The following is a 26,145-nucleotide window of genomic DNA, read 5'->3' on the forward strand; positions in this document are numbered from 1 at the left end:
TTTGTGGTCTCTTTCTGGGTGCCGCCGAAGCGGCCCCTTTCGCGTTGGTTTATTTACTCCGCCTTTTCCTCAGTCTTTTTGGCGGCAGTTTTCTTGGCAGCCGGCTTTTTCGCGGCAGGCTTTTTCTCCGTGGCCTTCTTGGCGGCGGTTTTTTTGGCGGCGGGCTTCTTCTCCGCGGCCTTTTCCTCCTTCACCGCCGGCTTCTTGGCAGCGGCCTTCCGGGCGCGGGGCTTTTTCACCGGCTCCGCCGCGGGGGCTTCCTCCACGACGGGAGCGGGTTCCACGGCAGGCGCTTCCTCCACGACGGGAGCGGGTTCCACGGCAGGCGCTTCCTCCGCGGCAGGCGTGGGTTCCACGGCAGGCGCTTCCTCCGCGGCGGGGGCTTCCTCCGCGACAGGCGCTTCCTCCACGGCAGGCGCGGGCTCCACCGGAGGCCAGGCCTGGCCGGTAACGCTGGCGTAAATGCGCAGATATTCCTTGGCGCTGCGGCCCCAACTGAAGTCACACTCCATGGCCCGCCGGCGCAGCCGGGCGAAGGCGTCGGGATAATCCTTGTACAGGTACACAGCCTCCCGGATGACGTGGAGCATGTCGCCGCTGGAGTAGTTGGCGAAGGTGAAGCCGTTGCCGGCGTCTCTCCAGGCCTCGTAGGGCTGGACGGTATCCTTCAGTCCGCCGGTCTCCCGGACGATGGGCACGGTGCCGTAGCGCATGGCGATCATCTGGCTCAGTCCGCAGGGCTCGCTCTTGGAGGGCATCAGGAACAGGTCGGCGCCGGAGTAGATGGCCATGGACAGGCTCTCGTTGTAATCCAGCCGGACAGCCATGCGGCCGTGATACTGCTGGGCGGCCCAATGGAAGAACTCCTCGTACTTCCGGTCGCCCTTGCCCAGCACCACCAGCTGCAGCGGGAGCTCCATCATATCATGAAGGACCTCACAAATCAAGTCCAAACCCTTGTGAGAAACCAGTCTGGACACAATGCCCACGATGGGCACGTTGGGGTCCTGCCGCAGGCCCATGAGCTTTTGCAGCTCCGCCTTGTCCACGGCCTTGCCGGCCATATCCTCCACGGAGAAGCGGGCGGCGATGTGGTCATCGTTGGCGGGGTCATAGCGCTTCATATCGATACCGTTGAGCACACCGGAGAGCTTATAGCCGCACTGGCGCATGATGCCGTCCAGCCGGTGGGCAAAGTAGGCCATCTTCAGCTCGTTGGCATAGGTGGGAGACACGGCGTTCACCGCGTCGGCGCACAAAATAGCCGCCTTCAGCAGGTTCACGTCGCCGTCCATCATGATGGTGCCATCCTCCGCCCAGCCGTGGTCCAGGCCGAACAGGTCGCCCAGGGTGTCCTGGCCGAAGCGGCCCTGGTACTCGATATTGTGGATGCTGAGGGTGGTCTTGATGCCGCGGAACCGCTCTTCCCGGACGCCGTCGTCCTTCAGATAAACGGGCACCAGGGCGGTCTGCCAATCGTTGCAGTGGATGACGTCGGGCCAGAAGGCCAGGTGGGGCAGCATCCGCACCACAGCCCGGGAGAAAAATCCGAAGCGCTCACCGTCGTCATAGTAGCCGTACAGGTCGGGGCGGTTGAAGTACTGCTCGTTGTCCACGAAGTACCAGGTGACGCCGTCCCGTTCCAGGGAAAACAGTCCGCAGTAGCAGCGGCGCCAGGCCAGGTTCACATAGTCGTAGCACAGGAAGTTCAGCTGGTCGCCGAACTTTTCCTTCACCTTCTGGTACATGGGCAGGATCACGGCCACCTGGGCGCCCTCGGCGGCCAGGGCGGGAGGCAGGGAGCCGGCCACGTCGGCCAGTCCGCCGGTTTTGCAAAAGGGCACAGCCTCGCTGGTCGCATACAAGATCTTCATAAAATACTCCTTTTCAATCAATATTCCTCTTTGGTAATCGGTTTCCTAAGCACCGGGACAAAGGGGGGACGCAGGTCCCCCCTTTGTAGGCCTTAAACAATGCTGCCCTTGGCCAGCACGATGGGATAGGTGGCATGGCCCATCAGCGTCCGGTCGGCCAGCACCTCCACATCCTTGTCGGCGATGATGTAGGCCAGCTGGGCGTTGCGGCGGACGATGTCCTCCTTGAACAGGACGCAGTTGCGGACAACGGCGCCCTCCTCCACCACCACGCCGGGGAAGAGGATGGAATTCTCCACCACGCCCTCGATGCGGCAGCCCTCAGCCACCAAAGAGTTCACGCAGCGGCCGTTGGGGCTGATATAGGTGGAAGACTTGTCTGCGCCCTTGGCCCGGATGGGGCGCTCGGGGCAGAACAGCTCCGCCCGGATGGCGGGGTCCAGCAGCTGCATGCTGCGGTCATAATACTCCTGGACGGAGCGGATCTGGGCGGCGAAGCCCTTCCAGATATAGCAGCGCAGGTTCAGCGTGTCCTTCTTGGCCCGCAGCACGTCCCGCCGCCAGCTGAACTGGTCCTTGGCGGTGCACTCGTCCACCAACTCCTTCAAAAGGGCGGTGGAGACAATGTACACCTCCAGCCCCCGGTAGCCCCGGGGCCTGTGCAGGTTATAGAGGACCTCGGTGACACGACCGTTGGCGTCCATCTCATAATAGGTGCCGTCGGCAGTGGCGAAGCTGTCGTTGCCGCAGACCACGGTGATGTCGGCGCCGGATTTGATGTGCTGCTCATACACGTCGCCCAGCGGCAGGTTCACCACCAGGTCGCCATCCATCAAGGCCACATAGTCCTGCCGGATCTCATCCAGGTATGTACGGACGCCGGCCAGGGCCTCCACCTTGCCGCGGAAGGGCATGACGCCCCAGTCCTTCTGATAGTTGAAGGGAGGCAGCAGGCGCAAGCCGCCCCGCTTGCGGGACAGGTCCCACACCTTGCCGGTGCCCAGGTGGTCCACCATGCTTTGATACCGGCCGTGGAGCACCACGCCCACGTCCGTGCAGCCGGCGTTGACCAGGTTGGACAGGGCGAAATCCACCGCCCGGTACCGTCCGCCGAAGGGAATGGACGCCGCGGAGCGGATCTCGCTCAGCTCCCGCAGGTCATTGCGCTTTTCATAAGAAAAGATGATACCATGCAGTCCGTTCATTTGGACACCTCCTCACCGTTGCGGCCAAGCATAATGCCGGGCCGGACCTCTTTCCCGTCCGCCAGTGCACAGCCCGGCGCCAGGACCGTCAGTCCCCAGGGGTCCGGAGCCGTATTCTCCGGCGTGCCGCCCACGCGGCAGTTTTCGCCGATACGGCAGTTCTCACCCAGAATGGCGTACTCCACCACGGCGCCGGGCGCCACCACGGTGCCGGGCATCAGCACGGAATAGCTGACCCGCGCATCCTTGCCCACCACCACGTTGGGAGCCAGGACGGAGTTTTCCACGGTACCCTCCAGGATGCAGCCGCGGTTGATGGCGCTGTGACGTACCTGGGAGTCGCTGCCCAGGAAGGCGGGAGGCGCGTTGACAGAGCGGGCGTAAATGGGCCAGGACTCATCCAGCAGGTCCAGGCCGGACTCGGGAGAGAGCATGTCCATATTGGCGTCCCACAGGGACTCCAGGGTGCCCACGTCCTTCCAGTAGCCCTCAAAGCGGTAGGCGGCCATCCGCTCGCCGTTGTTCAGCATGGCGGGGATGACGTTCTTGCCGAAGTCGTTTTCGGAGTTAGGATTGGCCTCGTCCTCCGTCAGATACCGGCGCAGGGCCTTCCAGGAGAACACGTAAATGCCCATGGACGCCAGGTTGCTCTTGGGCTCCTTGGGCTTTTCGGCGAACTCGGTGATCATGTCCTCGCCGTCCACCGCCATGATGCCGAAGCGGGGGGCCTCCGCCCAGGGCACCTCCATGACGGAGATGGTGCAGGCGGCGCCCGCGGCCTTGTGGCGCTCCACCATCTTGGAGTAGTCCATCTTGTAGATATGGTCGCCGGAGAGGATCACCACGTAATCGGGGTCATACAGGTCGATGAAGCCGATGTTCTGATAGATGGCGTTGGCGGTGCCCTTGTACCAGGTGCCGCCCTTGCTGCCCTGGTAAGGAGGCAGGATGTGGACGCCGCCGGTGGACCCGTCCAGATCCCAAGGCTGGCCGCTGCCGATGTAGCTGTTCAGCTCCAGGGGACGGTACTGGGTCAGCACGCCCACGGTGTCGATGCCGGAATTGGTGCAGTTGGACAGCGGGAAGTCAATGATGCGGTATTTGCCGCCGAAGGGGACCGCCGGTTTCGCCATTTCACCGGTCAGGACGTACAGTCTGCTGCCCTGGCCGCCTGCCAGCAGCATGGCGATACATTCTTTTTTCATTTTTTCTCCAGCTCCTTTGCCTGTTTTTTCTTCCTGGGCTTTGGATATGTGCCTTCACCCCGCAGGAACACCGCGCCGAAGGCCGGGATACGGATAGCGGCGGAATAGTCCTTCCCATGGGAGGGAACGGCCTCCACCTTCACCGGCTCGGTGTCGCCGAAGCCGGCGCCGCCGTAAGCGGCATCGTCGGTATTGAACACAGGGACATACTTCCGGTGGGCCGGGACGCCCATCCGGTAGTTTTCATAAGTATTGGGCGAGAAGTTCACCGCGCACAAAAGGTCGCGGCCCTTTTTATCCTTCCGCAGGAACACCACCACGTTGTTGTGGTTATCGTCAGGCACCAGCCACTCGAAGCCCTCCCAGTCGAAGTCGATCTCCCACAGGGCCGGCTCCTTCTTGTAAAAGGCGTTGATGTCCTTGAAGAACTGGTGGATCTTCTGGTTTTCCTCCCGCTCCAGCAGATACCAGTCCAACTGCTGGTCGGAGTTCCACTCGCGCCACTGGCCCAGCTCCGCGCCCATGAACATCAGCTTCTTGCCGGGATGGGCCAGCAGATACGCGTAAAAGCCCTTGAGGCAGCGCAGCTGGTTGGAGTAGTCGCCGGGCATCTTCCCCACCACGCTGCCCTTCATGTGGACCACCTCGTCGTGAGAGATGGGCAGCACGAAGTTTTCGGAGAAGGCATACATCATGGAGAAGGTGATATCCTTGTGGTGGTCCTGGCGGAACCAGGGGTCCATCTTCAAGTAGTGGCACATGTCATTCATCCAGCCCATGTTCCACTTCAGATTGAAGCCCAGGCCGCCGGTCTCAGCCGGACGGCTGACCATGGGCCAGGCGGTGGATTCCTCCGCCACCATCAGCACATTGGGATTCACGGAAAAGGCCATGGCGTTGAGCTCACGCAAAAAGTCGATGGCCTCCAGATTCTCATGTCCGCCGTATTTATTGGGGGTCCAGGCGCCGCCCTGGCGGCCGTAGTCCAGATACAGCATGGAGGCCACGGCGTCCACCCGCAGGCCGTCGATGTGGTACTCCTCCAGCCAGAACCGGGCGGAGGAGAACAGGAAGCTTTTCACCTCGGGCTTGCCGTAGTCAAACACCCGGGTGCCCCAGCCGCCGTGCTCCCACTTGTTAGGGTCACTGTACTCGTAGCAGCAGGTGCCGTCGAACTCATACAGGCCCTGGATATCCTTGCAGAAGTGGGCGGGCACCCAATCCAGAATGACGGAGATGCCGTTTTTGTGCATATGGTTCACAAACCACATGAAATCCTTGGGCTGGCCGAAACGGGAGGTAGGCGCGAAGTAGCCGGTGCACTGATAGCCCCAGGAGTCGTCCAGGGGATGCTCCGTCACCGGCAGCAGCTCGATGGCGGTGTAGCCCATGTCCTTGACATAGGCGGCCAGCTCCCTGGCCAGGTCCTTGTAGTCGATAAAATCGCCGTTGCTCCGTTTTTTCCAGGAGCCCAGATGTACCTCGTAAATATTCAGTGGGGAAGAATAGACCGGGTGCTTTCCCTGCCGCTCCCGGAAGGCCTTGTCCGTCCAGCGGAAGCCGCTGATGTCATAGAGCTTGCTGGCGGTGGCGGGACGGGTCTCCGTGTGGAACCCATAGGGGTCCGCCTTCAGCCGGGTCTCCCCGTTGGGGCCGGTGACCGCGTATTTATAAGCGGTGAACTGCTGCAGGCCGGGGATGAAGCCCTCCCACTCCTGGCCCTTGCGGGTCAAGGGATTGGCCTTGGCATCCCAGCTGTTGAAATCGCCCACCACGGAAACGCTCTGGGCGTGGGGCGCCCAGACCCGGAAGGTCCAGCCCGCCTTTCCCCGCTTCTGGTCCGGATGGGCGCCAAACCAGCGCCAGCCGTCCGTCAGCCTGCCTGCATGATACTGAGCCGCTTGTTCCTTATTTGTCATATTGTTTACTCCTCTCACCGGAGGCCGCACCTGCGGCGCCGGATCGCGCGTTTTCCTTTTCTGCCTCACGCAGATGACCTGCCACTATATATTGTGTATATTATACTTCTTCGCCGAAACACCGTCAAGAATGCCCCCGTCGAAAAAGGAAGCCCGTTTTTGGTCCGTTTTACCATTTCATTCTCCGTTTTCACAGTATTTTTTGGATACCTTTGTCAAAAAAGACAGGATTTTGCGGGTGCTTGCCCTATTTTTTACCCACATTTTGGAAGGTTTTTCCGCGCCCCGCCAAACGCTCATGATTGATTTTACCGCCTTGTGCTGATATAATAAGTCGGATTTTGTATAACAGCGCAATTTTCAGGAGGCCTGTATCATGGACGCCATACTTTCCCTGTTTACCGAAGTGACGGTGAACGGCTTTGCCCTGTGGGTGGTGCTGCTCATCTGTGTGGGTGTATTTCTGGCATCCTTTATGGACGCCATCGCCGGCGGCGGCGGTATCATCTCCGTCCCCACCTATCTCATCGCCTTCGGCGACCTGCCCGCCTATTATGCCCTGGGCACCAACAAGCTCTCCGCTGGCATCGGCACTGTGTTCTCCACCGCCCGCTTCATCCGGCAGGGCTACGTCCGCTGGAAGCTGTTCGCCCCCGCCATCGTCCTGGCTCTGGCGGGCTCCATGTGCGGCACCTGGCTGCAGCTCCACACGCCGGACCGGGTGCTGAAGTACCTGCTGCTGGCGGTCTTGCCGGTGGTGGCGGTGGTGACGCTGCGCAACCGCAGCTGGCCCGACGAGCCCGGGGACATCGATTTCCGCGCCCAGGCGGCCATCGTCTGGGCGGCCTCCTTTCTGGTGGGCGGCTACGACGGCTATTACGGTCCCGGCACCGGTACCTTCCTTATGATCATCTTCATCCGCCTTGCCAAGCTGGACACCCGCCACGCCGCCGGCGGCGTAAAGGTCATCAACCTGGCCTCCAACCTGGGCAGCCTCTTCACCGCCCTCACCGCCGGCTACGTGTACATCGGCGTGGGCCTCATCTCCGCCGTGGCCTCCATCGCGGGCCACTATCTGGGGGCGGGGCTAGCCATCAAAAACGGCAGCAGGATCGTCCGCCCCACCGTCATCCTGGTGCTGATCCTGCTGACGGCCAAGGTGGGCAGTGAGCTGCTGTTCCCGGAATTTTGGAGCTGAGTCGGAGGTGCTGTTCATGAAAAAGTCCATCGGCATTTTAGGCGGCATGGGCCCCCTGGCCACGGCGGACCTGTTCCGCAAGATCGTCACACTGACCCGGGCCGGCTGCGACAACGACCACATCCGCGTCTACATCGACGACAACGCCTCCATCCCCGACCGGACGGCGGCCATTTTGACCGGCGGCGCCGACCCCCTGCCCGCCATGGAGGATTCCCTGCGGAAGCTGGAGCGCTGCGGCGCCGACTGCATCATCATGCCCTGCAACACCGCCCACTACTTCCTGCCCCGGCTCCAGGCCCTGACGGATGTTCCCTTCCTCAGCATGCTGGAAGCCGCCGCCAAGGCCGCCGGACGCCGCTTTCCCGGCGGCACCGCCGGCGTGCTGGCCACCCGGGGCACCCTGGCCACCGGTCTTTATCAAAACGCCCTGGCGGCGGAAGGGGTGGCCTGCCTTCTCCCCGGCGAGGAGGAGCAGGCGGCCCTCATGCGGGTCATCTACGACGGCGTCAAGGCCGACGCCGCCCCGGAGGCCTACCGGGCGGACCTTGCCGCCGTGACGGAGGCCATGGCCCGGCGGGGCGCCGACTATTTCATTCTGGGCTGCACGGAACTGCCCCTGGCGGCGGATGCCGCCGGCTTGCACGTCCCCGCGGTGGACCCCACGGAGGAGCTGGCAAAAGCTGCCATCCGCTGGTGCGGCTATTCCGTAAAGGGTGAATAACGCAAAATTTACACGCCCGGTTTGGCATTTTGCCTTACCGGGCGTTTTTTTTGTCATACTTTCTTCATATTTTTCACAGATTCCGCAGAGACTTCTTTACATGTTCTTCACATTTCGCTATAATAAATCTATTTTGAGGGGACGTTTCGTATAAAACGACGAAACGCAGCGGGTCCGCCCGCCAGAAAATCTGATTTTGAGGTGAATCTATGAAGAAAAAAATGAGTCTGCCTGTCCAGATCCTGATTGCCCTGGTGCTGGGCATCATCGTCGGTCTTATCTGCTATATGACCGGCACCGCTGATTTCACGACCAACTATCTCAAGCCCTTCGGCACCATCTTTGTCAACCTGCTGAAGTTCATCGTGGTCCCCGTGGTCCTGTTTTCCATGATCGACGGCATCCTCTCCATGAACGACATGAAGAAGGTGGGCGCCGTGGGCTGGAAGACCGTGGCCTTCTTCCTGTGCACCACCGCCGTGGCCTGCGTCATCGGCCTGGTGATGGCCAACCTGTTCAACGGCGCTGGCCTCTTCCCCACCCTGGCTTTGGAGGAGGGCGCCGTTTGGGAAAAGGCCACCTCCGCCAACTTCATGGACACCCTGGTGGGTATCTTCCCCTCCAACATGTGGGACGCCTTCGTGAAGGCCAACATGCTGCAGGTCATCGTCATCGCCCTGTTCTTCGGCGGCGCCATCATGGCCGCCGGCGAGAATGGCCAGCTGTGCCGGGACATCGTCTCCTCCTTCAATGAGGTCATCAACAAGCTCATGGCCTTCATCATCAGCCTCAGCCCCATCGGCGTGTTCACCATGATGGCCTGGGTCGTCGCCACCCAGGGCGCCGAGATCCTGGGCCACCTGGCTCTGGTGCTGCTGTGCGCCTACATCGCCTACATCATCCACGCCGTGCTGGTCTACTCCTTCTCCGCCAAGGCCTTCGCCGGCATCAACCCCGCAAAGTTCTTCAAGGGTGCCTTCGCCGCCATGATGTTCGCCTTCACCTCCACCTCCTCCGCCGCCACGCTGCCTGTTTCCAAGGAGTGCGCCCATGAGCTGGGCGCCGACGACGACGTGGCCGCCTTCGTGCTGCCTCTGGGCTCCACCATCAACATGGACGGCACCGCCATCTACCAGTGCGTGGCCACCGTGTTCCTGGCCACCTGCGCCGGCATGCATTTGACCATCGGCCAGATGGTGACCATCGTGGTCACCGCCACCCTGGCCTCCATCGGCACCGCGGGCGTCTCCGGCGCCGGCATGATCATGCTGGCCATGGTGCTCACCGCCATGGGCATCGACGTCAACCTCATCATGATCATCTACGGCGTGGACCGCCTGTTCGACATGGGCCGTACCTGCCTGAACGTCACCGGCGACATCGCCTGCTCCCTGTGCGTCACCAAGTGGGAGAGCAAGAACAAGAAACAGTAAATTTTACAGTGAAAACGCCGGCTGCTTTTGGCAGCCGGCGTTTTTTATGCGCATGGGTTCACTCCCCAATTTTTCCAGCATAACTGATTTCTGGACGCAAATACTATCCGCAGATTCATTTCACCCGGGCGCCGCAGCCGGGCGGGAAAGCATTGCAAAAACAGCAGGAAAGGTTTGAATTGGAAAATATGAAGGCAACTGGAATCGTCAGAAGGATCGACGACCTCGGCCGTGTGGTCATTCCTAAGGAGATCCGCCGCACTATGCGCATCCGGGAGGGCGACCCGCTGGAGATCTACACCAGCCGGGACGGCGAGGTCATTTTCAAGAAATATTCTCTGCTGGGAGGCGTGGAGGACTTCGCCGCGGACCTGTGCGAGACCATGAGCCGCTCCACCGGCAGCATCTGCGCCGTCACGGACCGGGACACCGTCATCGCCGTGGCCGGCGGCGGACGGCGGGAGCTGATGGGCAAGCGCATCTCACCGGAGCTGGAGCGGATCATGGAGTCCCGGAAGATCTACCAGGGCACCGGAGACAACAGTGCCGTCCCCGTGACAGAGGACTCCGACAAGCTCCACGCCAGCGTGGCCGCTCCCATCCTGGCAGAGGGTGACCTGCTGGGTCTGGTATTGTTCGTAGGCGCCGAGGACACCCCCGCCGGCGAGACGGAATTCAAGCTGGCCCAGACCATCGCCGCCTTTCTGGGCCGGCACATGGAGGGCTGAGAAAGGCACGGACGCTTTGGCGTCCGTGTTTTTCCGTATACGGACAGCCCTGCCGCCGTATGCTTTAGGGACTTGAAAGGAGGCGGTCCCCACGCTGACATCCGCGCTTTTCGCCGCGGCGCAGGCCATCCGCGCCGTGACGCTGCCGGCCCTGCTGGGCACCGGGGTGTTTCTCACCCTGCGGACCCGGTTTCTGCCCTGGCGAAACCTGTTTCCCGCCCTGGGGCTCCTTGCCCGCCGGGAATCCCGCTCCGCCGGGAAAAGCGGCATCTCCCCCTTCTCCGCCCTGATGACGGCCCTGGCGGCCACCATCGGCACCGGCAACATCGTGGGGGTCGCCACCGCCCTCACCGCCGGCGGCCCCGGCTCCCTGGTGTGGATGGAGATCGCGGCCCTGTTCGGCCTTGCCGCCAAGTTCGCCGAGTGCGCCCTGGCGGTCAAATTCCGACGCCCCGGCGAAACGGCGGGCGGGCCCATGTTCGTCATGGCCCGGGGCATCCGTCCCAGAGCCCTGGGCCGCGCCCTAGGGAGCGCCTTCGCCCTGTTCGCGGTGCTGGCCTCCTTCGGCATCGGCGATGTGACCCAATCCAACTCCATCGCCGCCGCTCTCCGCCAGGCGGTTTCCCTGCCGCCGGCGCTGACGGGGCTTTTGACAGCGGCGCTGACCCTCGTCATCATCCGGGGCGGCATCCGCCGCGTCGCAGGAGCCGCATCGGTGCTGGTGCCGGTGATGGCGGGCGGGTATCTGCTGGCAGGTCTGGCCGTCATCCTGGTCCACCGGCAAGCGCTCCCCGCCGTCCTGGCGGAGATGCTGCGCCAGGCCCTCTCCCCCCGGGCCGTGGCCGGGGGGACCGCCGGCACCGCCCTGCGCTGGGGCGTGGCACGGGGCATCTTCTCCAATGAGGCGGGCATGGGCTCCGCCGCCATCACTGCCGCCTCCGCCGGCGGCAGCCCCGCCCTCCAAGGCTACATCCACATGACCGGCGTTTTTTTCGACACCATGGTGGTCTGCACCGTCACAGGCCTTGCCATCTGCTGCTCCGGCGTTTTGGGCGCCGCCGACCCGGCCACGGGCTTATCGGCGGAGGGCGCCGCTTTGACCATCCTGGCCTTTGAAACGGTGCTGGGTCCCGCGGGGCGGGTATTCCTGGCGGTGTCCATCGCCCTGTTCGCCTTTTCCTCCATGCTGGGCTGGGCCTACCAGGGGGAGACGGCACTTGCCTACCTGGCGGGGCGCCGGGCCGTGCCCCTCTACCGCTGCCTGTTCGCCGCGGCGGCCTGGGCGGGAGCCTTTTTGGACGTGGAAGAGGCCTTCGGCCTTTCGGACCTTTGCAACTGCCTCATGGCCCTGCCGAATCTCGCCTGCCTTTTGCTGCTCTCCGGCGCAGCAGCCCGGGAAATGGAGTCGTTTCAGCCGGAATTTCACCGAAACAGCCGGAGAAAACCTGTAAATTTTCTGTGACGGAGTTGCAATTTCTTATTTTAATGGTAAGATAAAGGCGTTGAAAATTTTTATGCAAAGGACTTGATTCTATGACGAAAATCGACATCGTCTCCGGCTTCCTGGGCGCCGGCAAGACCACCCTCATCAAAAAGCTGCTGGCGGAGGCTTTCCAGGGCGAAAAGCTGGTGCTCATTGAAAACGAATTCGGCGAGATCAGCATTGACGGCGGCTTTTTGAAGGACTCCGGCGTGCAGATCTCCGAGATGTCCTCCGGCTGCATCTGCTGCTCCCTGGTGGGCGACTTCGGCAAGGCCCTAAAGGACGTGCAGGCCCAGTTCCACCCCGACCGCATCCTCATTGAGCCCTCCGGCGTAGGCAAGCTCAGCGACGTGATCGTGGCGGTGCAGAACACCGTGGCGGACATTCCCGACATGCAGCTCAACAGCTTCGTCACCGTAGCGGACGCCACCAAGGTGAAAGTCTACATGAAGAACTTCGGCGAGTTCTACAACAACCAGATCGAATCCGCCGGCGCCATCATCCTCTCCCGGACCCAGAAGCTCAGCCAGGAGAAGCTGGAGGCCGCCGCGGCCATGCTGCGGGAGAAAAACCCCGGCGCCGCCATTCTGACCACTCCCTGGGACCAGCTGGACGGCAAAGTGATCCTCTCCGCCATGGAGAAGGTGTCCCTGGCTGACGAGCTGCTGGCCAAGATGCGGGCAGAGCACGAGGCCGAGGAGGCGGAGCACGAACACGAGCATCACCACCACGACCATGACCACGAGGAGCACGAGCATCACCATCACCACGACGACGATGATGACGAGCACGAGCACCATCACCATCATGACCATGATCACGAGGAGCACGAGCATGGCCATGAGCACCACCATGACCATGACCACGAGTGCGACGACCCCAACTGCTCCTGCCACCACCATCACCACCACGCCGACGAGGTGTTCACCTCCTGGGGCAAGGAGACTCCCAAGGCCTTCTCCCAGGCGGACATCCAGCGCATTCTCACCGCCCTGGACTCCGGCGACTACGGCAAGATCCTCCGGGCCAAGGGCATCGTCAGCGGCAGCGACGGCGCCTGGGTGGAGTTCGACTACGTGCCCGAGGAGCACGACATCCGTCCCGGCAAGCCCGACTACACCGGCCGCCTGTGCGTCATCGGCGCGGAGCTGCGGGAGGACAAACTGGCGGAGCTGTTCGGCCTGTAAATCCGGAAAGGAATTTTACTTCACATGGATATTCCTGTTTATCTCATCGCCGGCTTCCTGGACGGCGGCAAGACCAACTTCATCAACGGCATCCTGGAGGACGGCTTCGCCCGCCAGGACCGGACGCTGCTCATCTGCTGCGAGGAGGGCGAGGAGGAGTACAACCCCCGTGCCCTGGACAACGTAACGGTGGTCACCGTAGAGGATGAGGCAGACCTGAAGTGCTCCTGGCTGAAGGAGCTGGAGAAGCAGTACAAGCCCAAGCAGGTCCTCATCGAGTACAACGGCATGTGGCAAATGGAACGCCTTTACAGGGAAGTGCTGCCGGCCAACTGGGTGCTCTACCAGATCATGACCTTTGTGGAGGCCTCCACCTTTGAGACTTACGCCAAGAACATGGGCCAGCTGATGATGGAGAAGATCACCAACGCCGACATGCTGGTGTTCAACCGCTGCACCCCGGCCCTGCGGGACGCCCTGCGCAAGCGGAATCTGCGGATGGTGAACCGCCGGGCGGACATTTACCTGGAGATGGAGGACGGCACCAGTGAGGATTACCTCACCGGCGACGAGTGCCCCTTCGACATGAGCCAGGAGGTCATCGACATTCCCGACGACGATTTCGGCGTCTGGTACGTGGACGTGATGGACCACCCGGAGCGCTACGACGGCCACCTGGTCCACATGAAGCTCATCATGTGCCACTCCAAGAAGTACCCCGGCATCCACTGCCCCGGCCGCTTCGCCATGGTGTGCTGCGAGAACGACGTGCAGTTCCTGGGCCTCATCGCCAAGGGCGACCAGCTGGACCGATACGAAAACCGGGACTGGATCGAAGTCACCGCCCGCATGGCCGTGGAAAAGCACAAGGCCTACAAGGGCAAGGGTCCGGTCATGAATGTCCTGTCCATCGCCCCCTGCGAAAAGCCCGCCCAGGAGGTCGTCACTTTCTGACGAAATTGAATACTTTTTGTTGAATCGAGCAAAAAGTCTCCCCTCTGTTATCGAAGAGGGGAGACTTTTTTGCCGGGCGCGCTTGCCGGAACGGTGTCCTTCATAGGACTTGCCCGGCAAGCTGAGCGTTACCTTTCAAAGTCTATCTGCACCAGTTTTTTCCGTTAGGTAGCATATACTCCAAAGTTCTGATTGCTTAATAATCAATTTCACTCATTGCTTTCTCCTTCCAGGCCATCAAAAATGTGAAGATAAGGGGAATCTGACACCCAATTATCCTCTGTATTGATTTGAATAATACATGAAACATATTTAGGATTTACCTGTCGAATTGCTTTCTGACCTCAATAGAAAAACTAAATTCCGGTTGGATGGGCAGTCGAGCTGAAGTTAATCTTGCATAAAAGTAGCCGGAAGTAACTCTTACAAGCATTGCAGCATGAGTAAAAGGGAGCAAATTTCTCCCGCCCTTGCTTTTTTTGCCGAAATCCATATAATAGTACTATTACGGAAACCAAAGAAAGGACCTGTCGCCTTTGAAACATTCTGACCGCTTTCCCCGGCTCCGCCTGCCCCTGTGGGCCACCCTGCTGGCCGCCGTGGCCCTGGCGGGCTGCATCACGCTGCTGGCGTTGTGGTGCCAGCCCAACGCGCTGCGGACCATCGTGGCCAATTTCCGCCGCCAGCCGCTGCTGATCGTGCTGAACTGCCTGCCCATCGGCCTTTTGCTGCTGGCGTTCACCTGCCTGCTGCGGAACCTGTTTTTCGCCGGAGCCCTGGTGAACTTCGCCGTGTGCGCCCTGTCCATCGCCAACCGCATCAAGCTGGAGGTCCGGGACGAACCGGTGTTCCCCCGGGACTTCGCCCTTTTGAAGGAAGTGGGCAGCGCCATGGGCACCTACGACATCCACTTCCCGGTGAAGGTCATTGCCGTGGTGGTGGCCGCCACGGCGGTGCTGGCGGTGCTGGGCGTGTTCGTCCGCTGCCGCCCCTTCCCCATCGAAAAGCTCCGGGGCTGGCTGGGTAGCCTTCTGGGCGCCGCCGCCAGCCTCGGCGTGCTGGCAGCGCTGATCTTGACGGTGTACGCCTCCAACGACCTGTACAACTCCTTCCACGTCACCAACGCCTATTATATCCCCTCCGTGTTCAACGAGCTTGGCTTCCCCTACTGCTTCTGCCACCAGTTCACCACCTATCCCGTGGACCGGCCGGAGGGCTTCAGCAAGGCCCAGGCCATGGCCTGGGACGCCGCTCCCACGGAGGAGGGCCAGGGCAAGGATGTCCACCTCATCATGGTGATGAACGAGGCCTTTTCCGATCTGACGGACGACCCGGTGTTCACCTACACGGAGGACCCCCTGCCCAACCTCCACGCCCTGCAAGGGGACAGCCACGCCGTCAGCGGCCATGTGGTGGCGCCCGGCTTTGCTGGCGGCACTGCCAACACGGAGTTTGACGTGCTGACGGGCATGCAGACCAACGCCCTCTCCGCCGCCACCACCTCCTCGTTCCGGGTGGTGAACCGGAATCTGGACAGCGTGCTGCGGCTGTTCCGGGAGGACGGCTACCACACCTCTTTCTTCCATCCCGGCGACGACTGGTTCTACAACCGGGAGAACGTGTACCGCTGGCTGGGAGCGGAGGAGACGGTGTTCGCCGACCAGATGGAGGGCCTGGCATACAAGGGCCGCTGGGTGACGGACAACTATATGGCCGGCTTCATTGAGGAAAAGTTTGAGGAGGCTGTATCCCAGGGGCAGCTTCTGTGCAATTACACCACCACCATCCAAAACCACATGTCCTACACCCTGGACAAGTACGGTGAAGGGTACGTATACCCGGCGGTGGAGACCTCCGTCTCCCTCTCCGACCAGGTGGAGACCATGCTGGAGGTGTATGTGGAGGGTGCCCGGGACGCCGACGCCATGCTGGGCCGGCTGGTGGACTACTTCTCCGCCACAGAGGAGCCGGTGGTGCTGGCCTTCTGGGGCGACCACCTGCCCTACCTGGGAGACAACCAGCTGGGTTACCGGGAGCTGGGCTCCGAGGTGGCCCTGCAGGAGGAGGACCGGAGCAACATCCTCTGCTCCTATGAGACCCCCTATGTCATCTGGGCCAACGACGCGGCGGCGGAAGCTCTGGATTGGGACGCCGCTGTGGAGGCCCTGGACCTGCCGGAGGACGGCCGCCTTTCCGCCAGCTTCCTGGGCGCCGCCCTGGTGGAGCTCACCGGTCGGGGGGGCGAGAGCGCCTGGTTCCGCTTCTTGAACGACTTGAGGCGGGTGGTGCCGGTGGTGCAGAAAAAAACGTATGTGACCCTGGACGGCGACATCATTCCCGACCGGGAGCTGGACAGCTGGGCCCCGGCGGAGGGCGCCAGCGGCCTCCAGATCCGCCAGCTCATCCAGAAGTGGCGCCAATGGAGCTTTTACAAGCTGCGGTATAAGGACTTTGAGGGATGAAGGGGCAGAGCCGGAAAATCGCCCTTTGCGGCGTATTGTGCGCTCTGGCAGTGGTAATCCTGCTGCTGGGCGGCCTTTTGGCAGTGGCAATTTACTGCGCGCCGCTGCTGGCCATGGCGGTGCTGCTGCCCGTGATGGAGGAATACGGCCCCCGGACCGCTGGCGCGGCCTACGGTGCCGTGGCGCTTTTGGCGCTGCTGCTGGTGCCGGACCGGGAGACGGCGCTGGTGTATGTGTGCTTTGGCTGGTATCCCATCCTGCGGCCCCGCATCGCCGCGCTGCCGTCCCTGCCGGTGCGGATAGGCTGCCGGCTGGCTGTATACGCCCTGGCGGTGTTCGCGCTGTACGGCGTGGTGGTCCGCCTGTTCGGCCTGACCGCCGTACTGGAGGAACTGGGCGGCGCCATGCTCACCGCGGTACTGGCCGTGCTGGGCTTCGCGGTGTTTTTGCTGCTGGACCTGGCTCTGGGGCGGCTGACAGTCCTGTGGCACCGGAAGCTGCGCAGGCGCTTTCTCCGAACCTAACAAAAAAGAGACTTCCCTTACCGGGAAGTCTCTTTTTTCTTCACTGGCGCCGCACCGCCGCCTGGGGGGACAGGGGGATGCTGCGGCTGCGGATGAGCCGGATGAATACCGGGGTCAGCTGGGGGTCCAGCTGGCGGCCGGCGGCCTTGTTCAGCTCCTCCAGAGCAACCTCCAGTGGTAGGCCCTTCCGGTAGGGACGGTCCGTGGTCATGGCGTCAAACACGTCCGCAATGGCCAGACACCGGGCGGAGACGGGGATCTCCTCCCCGGAGATGCCCCGGGGATAGCCCTTGCCGTCCCACCGCTCATGGTGGCCCAGCACCGCCGGGATCAAGTAGTCCATCTCCGGCAGGTGGCGGATCATCTCAATGGAGTTGTTCACATGGTCCTTCATGATCTGGTATTCCTCATCGGCCAGCTGGTCGGTTTTGTTGAGGATCTTCTCCGGAATGGAGATCTTGCCAATGTCATGGAGCAGTCCCGCGGCGTAAATGGTACGGACCTGGTCGTCGTTGAGGCCCGCGGCCACAGCCAGCGTGGCGGCGTAGCGGGCCACGTTTTTGCTGTGGGCGTAGGTGTAATGGTCCTTGGCGTCAATGGCCGCCGTTAGGGCAGAGATCATGGACAGGGCGGTGCGGTATTCGCCGTCGCCCCGTTCAATGCGGTCCACGATGGCGTCCGTCCGCTCCGCCAGGTGCTGGGGCACCAGGTCAGAGGCACCCCGGAAAATGACGATCTGGTCCTTGCCGCCCTGCTTGGCGTTGTACACCGCCAGGTCCGCGTTGTCCATGAGCTCCTTGGCGCTGGACGCCGCGTAGGGCGCGGAGCAGATGCCCACGCTGACAGACAGGGGCTTGAGGCGCCGGCGCTCCGGCTGCTGGTTGATCTGCCCCACCCGGTCACCGATCTCCCGGGCCATCTTTCTGGCCCGCTGGGTATCCTGCAGCGGCAGCAGCACGGCAAACACCTTGCCGCTGGTGCGGAACACGGTGCCACCCTCTCCCACGCAGCGGGTGATGGCGTCGCCGATGAGACACAGGGCGGTGTCGCCCTCTCCCACGCCGTAGAGCTGGTTGTAGAGCTTGAAGTCGTCCACGTCGATATACATCAGAGTCAGACACTCCCGGCCGCAGGAGCGGAACTGCTCCTCCAGCCGCTCCACGAAGAAGCGGTAATTGTATACGCCGGTCAAGGGGTCGATGCGGGCCTCCCGGAACATCTTCTCATACAGGGCGGCGTTTTTCATGGCGATGGACGCGATGGAGCAGACCGTCTCCAAAAAGCCGATCTCCACGGCGCTGAAGCTGCGGCCCCGCTCCTTGGCGGACAGCAGCACCAGTCCCACGATCTCCTGCCCGTCCCGCATGGCGGCCACGCAGTCGATATTCAGCCGGCGGAACAGCTCCTTTTCCGCCTCCCAGACGGAGAGGTAGCGGGGGCTGTTTTGGAACTCGCCGATGATCAGATAGGCCTCCTGCTCTTTTAGATAGGCGATCTGGGGACTGTCCTTGGAAATGGAGAAGGACAGCGTCGCCAGCGGGCTGGAGCAGTACCTGGCCTGGTATTTGTCTCCCTCCAGCAGGCAGATGTAGATCTGCTCCGTGGATATCTCCCGGAAGATGATGTTGCCCAGCTTCTCCATGATGTCCGCCGTGCTCAGTGACTGGGAGACCTCGGCGGAGAAGTTTTTCACCAGACGGTTTTGCTGCTCCTCCCGGGTGAACATGGCCTCCAGCAGGCGGCTCATCAGAAGATACGCCAGGGCCAGCATGGCCGCGAAGGTCACCGCCACCATGGTGGTGGCCATTTCCTCGCCCAGGCCCAGCGTCCCTTCCGCGAAGGACTGCATGGGCTTGATGAAGTTGGCTGTGGCGATGATGCAGATCACCGCCAGCACCACCGTCAGCAGCGTCCGGGACACCACCAGGGTCAGCCGGAACATCCGCCGCTTGTACAGGGCGTACATCAACAGCATCGCGAACACGATGCCGGACAGGGCGTCAAAGGGGAAGGTATTGCCGGGCAGGCCCACCTGCAGCAGGTTGCCGGCCAGCATCACGATGCCGCCGGTAATGATGACCTGGATACCGGGGGAATGGGTCCCCTGCTCCCGGACCACCTTGGCCAGCAGCACCGCCGTGGCGCCGATAATGGCCACGAACACGACGCAGGGGATGACAATATGCCAGTTGAGCGCGTAGGTGAACACCGTGGCCCCGTCCGGCTTTACCACCGGCGTGGGAGGTGAGAGGTAAAAGCCGCTGATGGTGCCCGGCATGATCGCCAGGGTCAGAAGGGCGAACACCGTCAGCAAAAAGCGTCCCTTTCGCCTGGCAAAGGTGTGGACGAACAGGTAAAACAGCAGCTCCATGCTGAACAGCGACACCAAGGACACCGCGTACCAGAACCGTAGCCCCGGCCACATCTGGATGCGCATGAGGATGGAACCGCCGGACCAGAGGATGCAGTCCAGCAGCACCGCCATGAACGCCCAGATCTCCGGGGTCTTTTTCGTGGCCAGGAACGTGACGAACATCAGCGCGAAGCAGCAGAGGGCCGTGACGTTGATGTACAGGAAGGGAATGTTGCTCACAGGCGCGGCCTCCCTTCCCCGCCGGCGCTGTCCGCCTGCTGGCGCAGCAGGCCGCACACATCCAGCATGCCCGGATTGATGCGGGGCAGCTTGGCGCCGATCTTGGCCTCATAGGCCGCGATGGTGCCGTACTTCAAAATGGTGATCTGGAGAGGCTCCATGTTCAAAAGCTTTTTCAGATCGCCGTAATCGCTGTCAAAATACTTGAAGTACAGGCTCAGGTGCTCCGTCAGCACCGTGCGGGTGACCACCTCGCTGGCCTGGGCGTCCGGCGGGATCTCCAGGTACATGTGCAGGAAGGGGTCGTCGTTCTGGTTGAACTCCTTTTTCAGCACCCAGTCCCCCAGCTCCAGCCGGCTGAGGCGGATGACCTCCTGCATGGAGGAGGCGGTGATACGGGTAAAGCCGGCGATGTCGATCACGTCCGGCACCCGGTCCACAAAGGTCAGATGGGGCAGCTGGCCGCTGCCGGCGGAAAGGCAGTGGTACATGTCGCCGATGCGGTAGCGCATGAACGCGCCGCCGTGGAGGACGGAGAGCACCAGCTCGTAGGTCTCCCCCGCCTGGATCTCATCCATGAGGCAGGTGCGGGGCTGATAGGCCGGGTCCTTCAAGTTCCGGCGCATCTCCTCCTCGGGGATGAACTCGTAGAAGCAGGCGTCCGGGAAGAACACCATGCCGTTGTGCTCCCAGTTTTCCGCACCGATGCAGGTGGACTCCGTGCCGGCGGCCAGCTCCACGGGCATAATGCCCCAGGCCTTGGTCAACCGGTCCTTGTAGCACTTGGCGTCAGTGCCGGCAAAGAAGAAGGCCTTCAGACGGAACACATCGCCGGGAGTGATGGCGCGGCCATCCCGGCGGCTGATGTACTTGCCCCGGAGATAGCGCAGGGCGTTTCCCGGGGAGACCGCGTGCTTCCCGCCGCCTCCGCTGCCGCCTTTGCTGAAGCTCTCCGTGATGTAATTGGCCACGCTGCCGATGCCGAAAAAGAAATCCACGCCGCCGCTGAGAGCCATGGAAAACCCTTTTTTGATCCGCTGGCTGAAGCTCAAGTCCGAGTTGGTATTATTGTCCGGCAGCCAGGTGAAGGTGATGTCCTCGTCAAAGAGGGAGGGCATGAGGCCGGTCATATAGGGCAGGGGCGCGCCGCCGTACAGGATGCGGTCCCCTTTTTTCACGTCAAATTCGCCCTTGCGCCGGGCGGTGGCCATCATCATGGTGGCCAGCAGGTTGTGGCGGTAGGTATCCAGCATGCTGCGGGTGTAGGGTGCCAGCTTGATGGGCCGCAGGCCCCCCTCCCAGGTGGTCTGGATCCAGATGGCGGGCTCACCGCACAGCATCTCCGTCCGCTTGGCCAGCAGCACGTCGGCGTAATCGGCGTAGCTGGTCAAGGGCAGCATCTCCCGCAGCTCGTCGATGGTCCGGGGATGGTTCCCCCGCAGCAGCTGGCGGCCCAAGCCGCTCTTGCTCCACAGCTGGAGCTGCTCCTCCATCAACCGCCGCTGGGTATACATGTATTCGTCGAGACTCATGTCCAAAAAGCCGCAGTATTCCTGCCACAGCTGCTCCCGGCTGTACTTTTTCAGCTTGTCCTCAAAGCGCATGAGTCTCCCCTCCTCAGATGGTCTCCCGGCAGGCCCGGATACTGCGCCGGGTAGGCAGCAGGAACGGCGTGGCCGCCTGATAGGCGCCGTACCCCTCCAGCCGGGCCGGAAACACACACCGGTCCTCAAATACCACCAGCAGCACGTTCAGCCCGCTGTACATCGCCGCCTCCCAAAGCGGCAGTCCCGCGGCGGCCCACAGGCAGCCGTACAATCCCGCAAACCACAGCACACCGGGGTGGCGGCACAGGGCATACACCCCCGTGGTACAGGCGGGGCGCTTCTGCCCCGGCCTGGCGTAAGACGCCTCCACCGGCAGCGCGAAAAACAGCGTGTAGACCAGCAGCGCCAAAAACAGCGCCCCCAGCATGAAAAACAAGCCCCGCAGCCACCCGGAAGCGGGAGCGCTCCCCCGCCGGGCCTCCAGGACTGTTCCCGTGGCCAGCAGCACAGCCCCTGCCGGGAAGCAGAGCTTCAGCTCCCGCCGGGAAAGCCGCCAGTCGTTATAGTCGCTGATAAAAAACAAGACAAAGGCCGTAAGGCCCAGCCAACACCCCATGTTATTTGTCCTCCAGGAAAGCGGACCGTTCCACATAAACCGATTATGTAGACCATTTTATTTTATTATACAGGCTTTCCTGTGTAAATTCAACAAATTTCCTGTATGCGTTTTCCACAAATCGGTTTCCGATTTCTTTTTTCCTCCAAAAGCCGCCTGTTTCTTGTAACGTGCAGTATTTTTTCAGAATTTTTCCCTTTTTTCTCTTTTTTGGAAATAATTAGCGCATTTTTGAGGCGGGTGGCAAGAAAAAACGCGGGCCGTAAAGCCCGCGTCTGTCACACTTTTTCATTTGTCTCGTGAAAATGACGGTACACCGCCTCCGCCGTACCGCGGGGGACCACGGCGGCCAGAGCCTCCGTGTCCGCTTCCCGGATGGCCTTCACGGAGCCGAAGGCCTTCCGCAGCGCCGCCTGCCGTTTGGGGCCCAGACCGGGGATGCCGTCCAGGGCCGAGCGCATGGCGGACTTTCCATGACTCTCGTGGTGGAAGGTGATGGCGAAGCGGTGAGTCTCCTCCTGGATCTGGCCGATGAGGGAGAACACCGCCTGGTTCGTCACGATGCCGATCTCCCGGCCCTCCGGCGTCACCAGAGCCCGGGTCCTGTGGCGGTCGTCCTTCACCATGCCGAAAATGGGCACGTCCACGCCGAACCGCTCCGCCACCGTCTGGGCAGCCCGGGCATGGGTCTCGCCGCCGTCGATGAGGAACACGTCCGGCAGGGGCAGGAACTTCTCGTCCCCGTCCGCCGCCCGCTGGAGCCGCCGGGTGAGCACCTCCTGCATGGAGGCATAGTCGTCCGGATGGCCCTCCAGACCCTGGATATGAAAGCGGCGGTAAGCGGATTTCAAGGGCCGGGTGCCGCTGTATACCACCATGGAGGCCACAATGTCGCTCTTGCCGGTGTTGGAAATATCAAAGGACTCCATGCGTCGGGGCGGCTCTTGAAGGCCCAACAGCTTTCCCAGCATCGTCAGCGTGTGGGCCATCCGCTCCTCGGCGGTGGTGGCCCGTTCCGCCTCCTCGGCGGCGTTCCGCTGGGCCATGGCCCGCAGCTCCGCCTTTTCCCCCCGCAGAGGCACATGGACCCACACCTTATGGCCCGCCCGCTTCGTCAAAACCTCGGAAAGGCTCGCGCAGTCTTCCTCCGCTCCCCGGGGCAGCAGGATCTCATGGGGCAAGATGGCCCGGGGCAGGTAATACTGGGCTGTCAAGGCGGAGAGCATCTCCTCCTCGCTCTCCTCAATGGGGGCGGTGAACAGCTCCGTCTCCCGGCCGGCCAGGTTCCCCTCCTCCATGTGCAAAATGGCATAGCAGCACTTGCCGGCGCCCCGGTACAGCCCCCAGATGTCCGTGTCGGCGCAGAGGCCCGCAATGACCGTCTGCTTTTTCCCCAGGGCGGCGATGGCGTTGATGCGGTCCCGGATGGCCGCCGCCTGCTCAAACCGCAGGGCCTCCGCCTCCGCCTCCATCTCGGCGGTCATCTCCCGCAGGAGCTGCTTGCTCTTTCCCTCCAGCAGCTGGCAGGCCTGGCGGATGCGGCGGTCGTACTCCTCCGCCGTCATCTCCGGACGGCAGAAGCCGTCGCACCGGCCCATGTGGAAATTCAGACAGGGCCGCTCCGCCCCGATGTCCCGGGGGAACTTGCGGCTGCAGGTGGGCAGCCGCAGTGCCGTGCACACGGCGTCCAGGGCTTGACGGGTCTCAAACCGGCCGCCGAAGGGGCCGAAGTACTTCGCCCCGTCGTCGGCGTACTTGTTCACCATGGTGAAGCGGGGATAGGGGCCCCGGGACAGCCGGACAAAGGGGTAGCCCTTGTCGTCCTTCAGCAGGATATTGTAGCGGGGCATATGCCGCTTGATGAGAGAGTTTTCCAGCACCAGGGCCTCAAACTCGCTGGTGACGAAAATGGTGTCGAACCGATCCACCTGGGACACCATCTGACGGGTCTTGGCCGTGTGTCCGGCGCTGTCCTGGAAATACTGGCTCACCCGGTTTTTCAGTTTTTTCGCCTTGCCCACGTAAATGACCCTGCCGGTCTTGTCCATCATCAGATAGACGCCGGGCGCCAGAGGCAGGTCGTTGGCCTTTTCCCGCAGTTCGTCCTTGGTCATGGGGCACTCCTCCCTTCTTCAGCAAGTCAACAAGGCCCCGCGCGTTTGCGCGGGGCCTTTAGGGCTCTGTATCCCAGGGGAATTATTCGCCAAAGTTGTCGTTGACCAGCTCCACCAGGGCGCCAACGGCTTCCTTCTCATCAGCGCCGTCGGCGATCAAGGTAATGGTGGTGCCCTTCACGATGCCCAGGGACAAAACACCCAGCAGGCTCTTGGCGTTGACACGGCGGTCTTCCTTCTCGACCCAGATGCCGCTCTTGAACTCGTTGGCCTTCTGGATGAAGAAAGTGGCAGGTCTGGCGTGCAGGCCCACTTCGTTATTAACGGTGATCTCCTGTGTATACATGATACAGCTCTCCTTTTCTATACCAAGTCAGATTGAACAGCTTCGCATAGCAAGTCAATTTACTGTCTCTATCATAACCGCTTTTGCCTGCGCCGTCAACGGCGTTTTTCACAAACATTTCGAAAAAACATCTTTTGGCAAAATTTCTTTTTGGTGGTTTAGACCACTGGAGGCCGTTTTCCCCGGTTTCGCGCATCTGGCGGGCAAATCTATGTAAAAGGTGCCGCCGGCTGCGGCCGGCGGCACCTTTACGCGCTTAATAATTGGTGGCCTTCACCTGGAAATAGGCCTGGGGATGCTTGCACACGGGGCACACGGCGGGGGCGCTCTCCGCCACCTCCACGTGGCCGCAGTTGCGGCAGAACCACATGACCTTCTCGCCCTTCTTGAAGACCTCGCCCTTTTTCAGGTTGTCCAGCAGCTTCAAGTAGCGCTCCTCGTGGGTCTTTTCGATCTTGGCGACGCCCTCGAACTGGGCCGCCAGAGCCAGGAAGCCCTCCTCCTCGGCGGTGCGGGCCATCTCGGCGTACATGGCGGTCCACTCCTCGTTCTCGCCGGCGGCGGCAGCCGCCAGGTTCTCCTCGGTGGAGCCGATGCCGCTCAGGGCCTTGAACCACAGCTTGGCGTGCTCCTTCTCGTTCAGCGCGGTCTCCTGGAAGATGGCCGCGATCTGCTCGTAGCCCTCCTTCTTGGCCTTGCTGGCAAAATAGTCATACTTGTTGCGGGCCTGGGATTCACCGGCAAACGCCTTCCACAGATTGGCCTCCGTCTTGCTTCCTTTCAATTCCATATGATACTTCCCCTTTCTATTGATCTCATTTATTTGTGCGGGGTCCCGCGTCGCATTGCGGGCAGAGCCCCGTAAAACAAAGGCTGTGTCCTGTGACTGTGCAGCCCTCCTTTGCCGCCTGCGCGTCCAGCGCCGGGTCGTAGGGCAGCTCCAGGTCCATCACCGCGCCGCAGCCGGTGCAGCGAAAGTGCGTGTGCGGCGTCAAGAACGCGTCGAACCGGGCCACCGGCCCGTCCACCTCCGCCAGGCGGCCCTCCGCCGCCATCTGCCGCAGGTTGCGGTACACCGTCCCCAGGCTGAGGCGGGGCATTTCCGGCTTCAGCTGGCTGTACACCGCCTCGGCGGTGGGGTGGGCGTGACTGCTCCGCACAGCCTGGTAGATCCGCTCCCGCTGATGGGAAAAACGCCGGTCCTGCATGTCCCGCCCTCCTTATCAGTAATAATTACTGATATTGTTATAGCAGATATCTTTGGAAAAAGCAAGTGTTTTTTTTCAAATTTTCCCGCTGATACTTATGCAATTTTTGACCACAATAGACTTCGGGTATCGCACACCTATCGTCCCCGCAAAAGGAGGATCACAACTGTGAAGAAGAACCTTGCGCTCCTGCTGACCGTCCTGCTGCTGACGTTTTCCCTGGCGGCCTGCGGCGGCGGAAACAAAAATGGCAACGGAACCGCAAACGACACCAACAACGGAACAGGCACCACGGAAAACGGCACCGCCAACGGCGGCGTCACCGGCGGCGCCGGCAGCGAGACCAACAACGGTGCCAATAACAACACCAACGGAACCAACAACGGCACCAACGGCGGCGATTACAACGGTGACCTGGCCGACGACATTCAAAACGGCGTGAACGATGTGGAAAACGGCGTCAACGATGTCATCGACGATGTGCTGCCCGGTGACAACAACAGCAACAACGCCGCCCGGCAGAGAAACGCCGGCGGTGTCAGCTACGGCCAGCTTCTTTAAGGGGCCGCAGCCCACGCAGACAGCCCGAAGGCGGTGCCTTCGGGCTGCTGTTTTTGCTACACGCAATACCGAAAAAAAGCTGCCCCAGGGTAGCAGCGCATAAGACAGGTTTATAGCTTTAGAGAGAACAGCGTGGCGGAAGTCACGCTGTTCTCAGCCTGTCGAGAAACCCCGGTTGTGCATTAGGCAGCAACCGGGGTTTCAGCGCAAATTCGGGGAAATAGAATTGAGAACAGGAAATGGACAGAGTCATTCCATTTCCGC

The 26,145-nt window shown here is 61.8% G+C and carries 21 protein-coding genes; 10 read left to right on the top strand and 11 right to left on the bottom strand.

The features are described from left to right. Positions 1-53: 53 nt before the first annotated feature. The 4 genes from glgA to glgB all read right to left on the bottom strand — a co-directional run bounded on the left by glgA (position 54) and on the right by glgB (position 6,203). Positions 54-1,874 (bottom strand): glycogen synthase GlgA, encoded by a 1,821-nt coding sequence (gene glgA / locus ACTQ4R_RS04960; RefSeq protein ID WP_441626415.1) that lies wholly within the window; start codon positions 1,872-1,874, stop codon positions 54-56. 92 nt (positions 1,875-1,966) lie between these two features. Continuing rightward, positions 1,967-3,079: a glucose-1-phosphate adenylyltransferase subunit GlgD gene (glgD, locus tag ACTQ4R_RS04965; RefSeq protein ID WP_441626417.1), complete on the bottom strand. Its 1,113-nt coding sequence runs from the start codon at positions 3,077-3,079 to the stop codon at positions 1,967-1,969. Further along, positions 3,076-4,284 (bottom strand): glucose-1-phosphate adenylyltransferase, encoded by a 1,209-nt coding sequence (locus ACTQ4R_RS04970; RefSeq protein WP_441626419.1) that lies wholly within the window; start codon positions 4,282-4,284, stop codon positions 3,076-3,078. The genes glgD and ACTQ4R_RS04970 overlap by 4 nt, the downstream gene beginning before the upstream one ends. After that, positions 4,281-6,203 (bottom strand): 1,4-alpha-glucan branching protein GlgB, encoded by a 1,923-nt coding sequence (gene glgB, locus ACTQ4R_RS04975; RefSeq protein WP_441626421.1) that lies wholly within the window; start codon positions 6,201-6,203, stop codon positions 4,281-4,283. Before glgB ends, ACTQ4R_RS04970 begins: the two co-directional genes overlap by 4 nt. Before the next feature lie 376 nt (positions 6,204-6,579). On the opposite strand from glgB, the gene ACTQ4R_RS04980 reads away from it, so the two are divergent. From ACTQ4R_RS04980 to ACTQ4R_RS05020, 9 genes are all read left to right on the top strand, one after another. After that, entirely contained in the window at positions 6,580-7,401 is an 822-nt protein-coding gene (locus tag ACTQ4R_RS04980) for a sulfite exporter TauE/SafE family protein (RefSeq protein WP_441626423.1), read from the top strand. A 16-nt stretch (positions 7,402-7,417) separates the two neighbouring features. Next, the gene (locus ACTQ4R_RS04985) at positions 7,418-8,125 is read left to right on the top strand and encodes an aspartate/glutamate racemase family protein (RefSeq protein ID WP_441626425.1); all 708 of its coding nucleotides are present in this window, start codon (positions 7,418-7,420) and stop codon (positions 8,123-8,125) included. Between the two features lie 209 nt (positions 8,126-8,334). Further along, on the top strand, positions 8,335-9,558 hold the full coding sequence (locus ACTQ4R_RS04990; RefSeq protein WP_441626427.1) for a dicarboxylate/amino acid:cation symporter: 1,224 nt from the start codon (positions 8,335-8,337) through the stop codon (positions 9,556-9,558). Positions 9,559-9,746: 188 nt separating this feature from the next. After that, a complete protein-coding gene (locus tag ACTQ4R_RS04995; RefSeq protein ID WP_441626429.1) occupies positions 9,747-10,286 on the top strand; it encodes a stage V sporulation T C-terminal domain-containing protein in 540 nt (179 codons plus the stop codon). A gap of 136 nt (positions 10,287-10,422) precedes the next feature. Beyond that, complete coding sequence (locus ACTQ4R_RS05000) at positions 10,423-11,748, top strand: alanine/glycine:cation symporter family protein (RefSeq protein ID WP_441626431.1); 1,326 nt, start codon at positions 10,423-10,425, stop codon at positions 11,746-11,748. 71 nt (positions 11,749-11,819) lie between these two features. Further along, the gene (locus ACTQ4R_RS05005) at positions 11,820-12,956 is read left to right on the top strand and encodes a CobW family GTP-binding protein (protein WP_441626433.1); all 1,137 of its coding nucleotides are present in this window, start codon (positions 11,820-11,822) and stop codon (positions 12,954-12,956) included. A 24-nt stretch (positions 12,957-12,980) separates the two neighbouring features. Continuing rightward, positions 12,981-13,910, top strand: a complete 930-nt coding sequence (locus tag ACTQ4R_RS05010; protein WP_441626435.1) for a TIGR03943 family putative permease subunit — start codon at positions 12,981-12,983, stop codon at positions 13,908-13,910. A 536-nt stretch (positions 13,911-14,446) separates the two neighbouring features. Further along, entirely contained in the window at positions 14,447-16,372 is a 1,926-nt protein-coding gene (locus tag ACTQ4R_RS05015) for an LTA synthase family protein (protein ID WP_441626437.1), read from the top strand. Then, a complete protein-coding gene (locus ACTQ4R_RS05020; RefSeq protein WP_441626439.1) occupies positions 16,369-16,896 on the top strand; it encodes a hypothetical protein in 528 nt (175 codons plus the stop codon). Before ACTQ4R_RS05015 ends, ACTQ4R_RS05020 begins: the two co-directional genes overlap by 4 nt. Positions 16,897-16,936: 40 nt before the next feature. Here ACTQ4R_RS05020 and ACTQ4R_RS05025 read toward each other — a convergent pair whose 3' ends face one another. From ACTQ4R_RS05025 to ACTQ4R_RS05055, 7 genes are all read right to left on the bottom strand, one after another. Then, on the bottom strand, positions 16,937-19,489 hold the full coding sequence (locus ACTQ4R_RS05025; protein ID WP_441626441.1) for an HD domain-containing phosphohydrolase: 2,553 nt from the start codon (positions 19,487-19,489) through the stop codon (positions 16,937-16,939). Then, positions 19,486-21,093, bottom strand: coding sequence for a GH3 family domain-containing protein (locus ACTQ4R_RS05030; RefSeq protein ID WP_441626443.1), 1,608 nt, complete (start codon positions 21,091-21,093; stop codon positions 19,486-19,488). The genes ACTQ4R_RS05025 and ACTQ4R_RS05030 overlap by 4 nt, the downstream gene beginning before the upstream one ends. Positions 21,094-21,106: 13 nt before the next feature. Beyond that, positions 21,107-21,652, bottom strand: a complete 546-nt coding sequence (locus ACTQ4R_RS05035; protein WP_441626445.1) for a hypothetical protein — start codon at positions 21,650-21,652, stop codon at positions 21,107-21,109. A gap of 278 nt (positions 21,653-21,930) precedes the next feature. Beyond that, positions 21,931-23,766: an excinuclease ABC subunit UvrC gene (uvrC, locus tag ACTQ4R_RS05040; protein ID WP_441626446.1), complete on the bottom strand. Its 1,836-nt coding sequence runs from the start codon at positions 23,764-23,766 to the stop codon at positions 21,931-21,933. Positions 23,767-23,848: 82 nt separating this feature from the next. Then, positions 23,849-24,112 (bottom strand): HPr family phosphocarrier protein, encoded by a 264-nt coding sequence (locus ACTQ4R_RS05045; RefSeq protein WP_295583533.1) that lies wholly within the window; start codon positions 24,110-24,112, stop codon positions 23,849-23,851. 256 nt (positions 24,113-24,368) lie between these two features. Continuing rightward, positions 24,369-24,902, bottom strand: a complete 534-nt coding sequence (gene rbr, locus ACTQ4R_RS05050) for a rubrerythrin (protein ID WP_441626449.1) — start codon at positions 24,900-24,902, stop codon at positions 24,369-24,371. Between the two features lie 25 nt (positions 24,903-24,927). Further along, positions 24,928-25,320 (bottom strand): Fur family transcriptional regulator, encoded by a 393-nt coding sequence (locus ACTQ4R_RS05055; RefSeq protein WP_441626451.1) that lies wholly within the window; start codon positions 25,318-25,320, stop codon positions 24,928-24,930. A gap of 168 nt (positions 25,321-25,488) precedes the next feature. Between ACTQ4R_RS05055 and ACTQ4R_RS05060 the strand changes: the two genes are divergently transcribed. Next, positions 25,489-25,881, top strand: coding sequence for a hypothetical protein (locus ACTQ4R_RS05060; protein ID WP_441626453.1), 393 nt, complete (start codon positions 25,489-25,491; stop codon positions 25,879-25,881). Positions 25,882-26,145: the final 264 nt, after the last annotated feature.

The sequence above is a fragment of the Dysosmobacter sp. Sow4_B12 genome (assembly GCF_052116665.1).
Taxonomy (GTDB): domain Bacteria; phylum Bacillota; class Clostridia; order Oscillospirales; family Oscillospiraceae; genus Oscillibacter.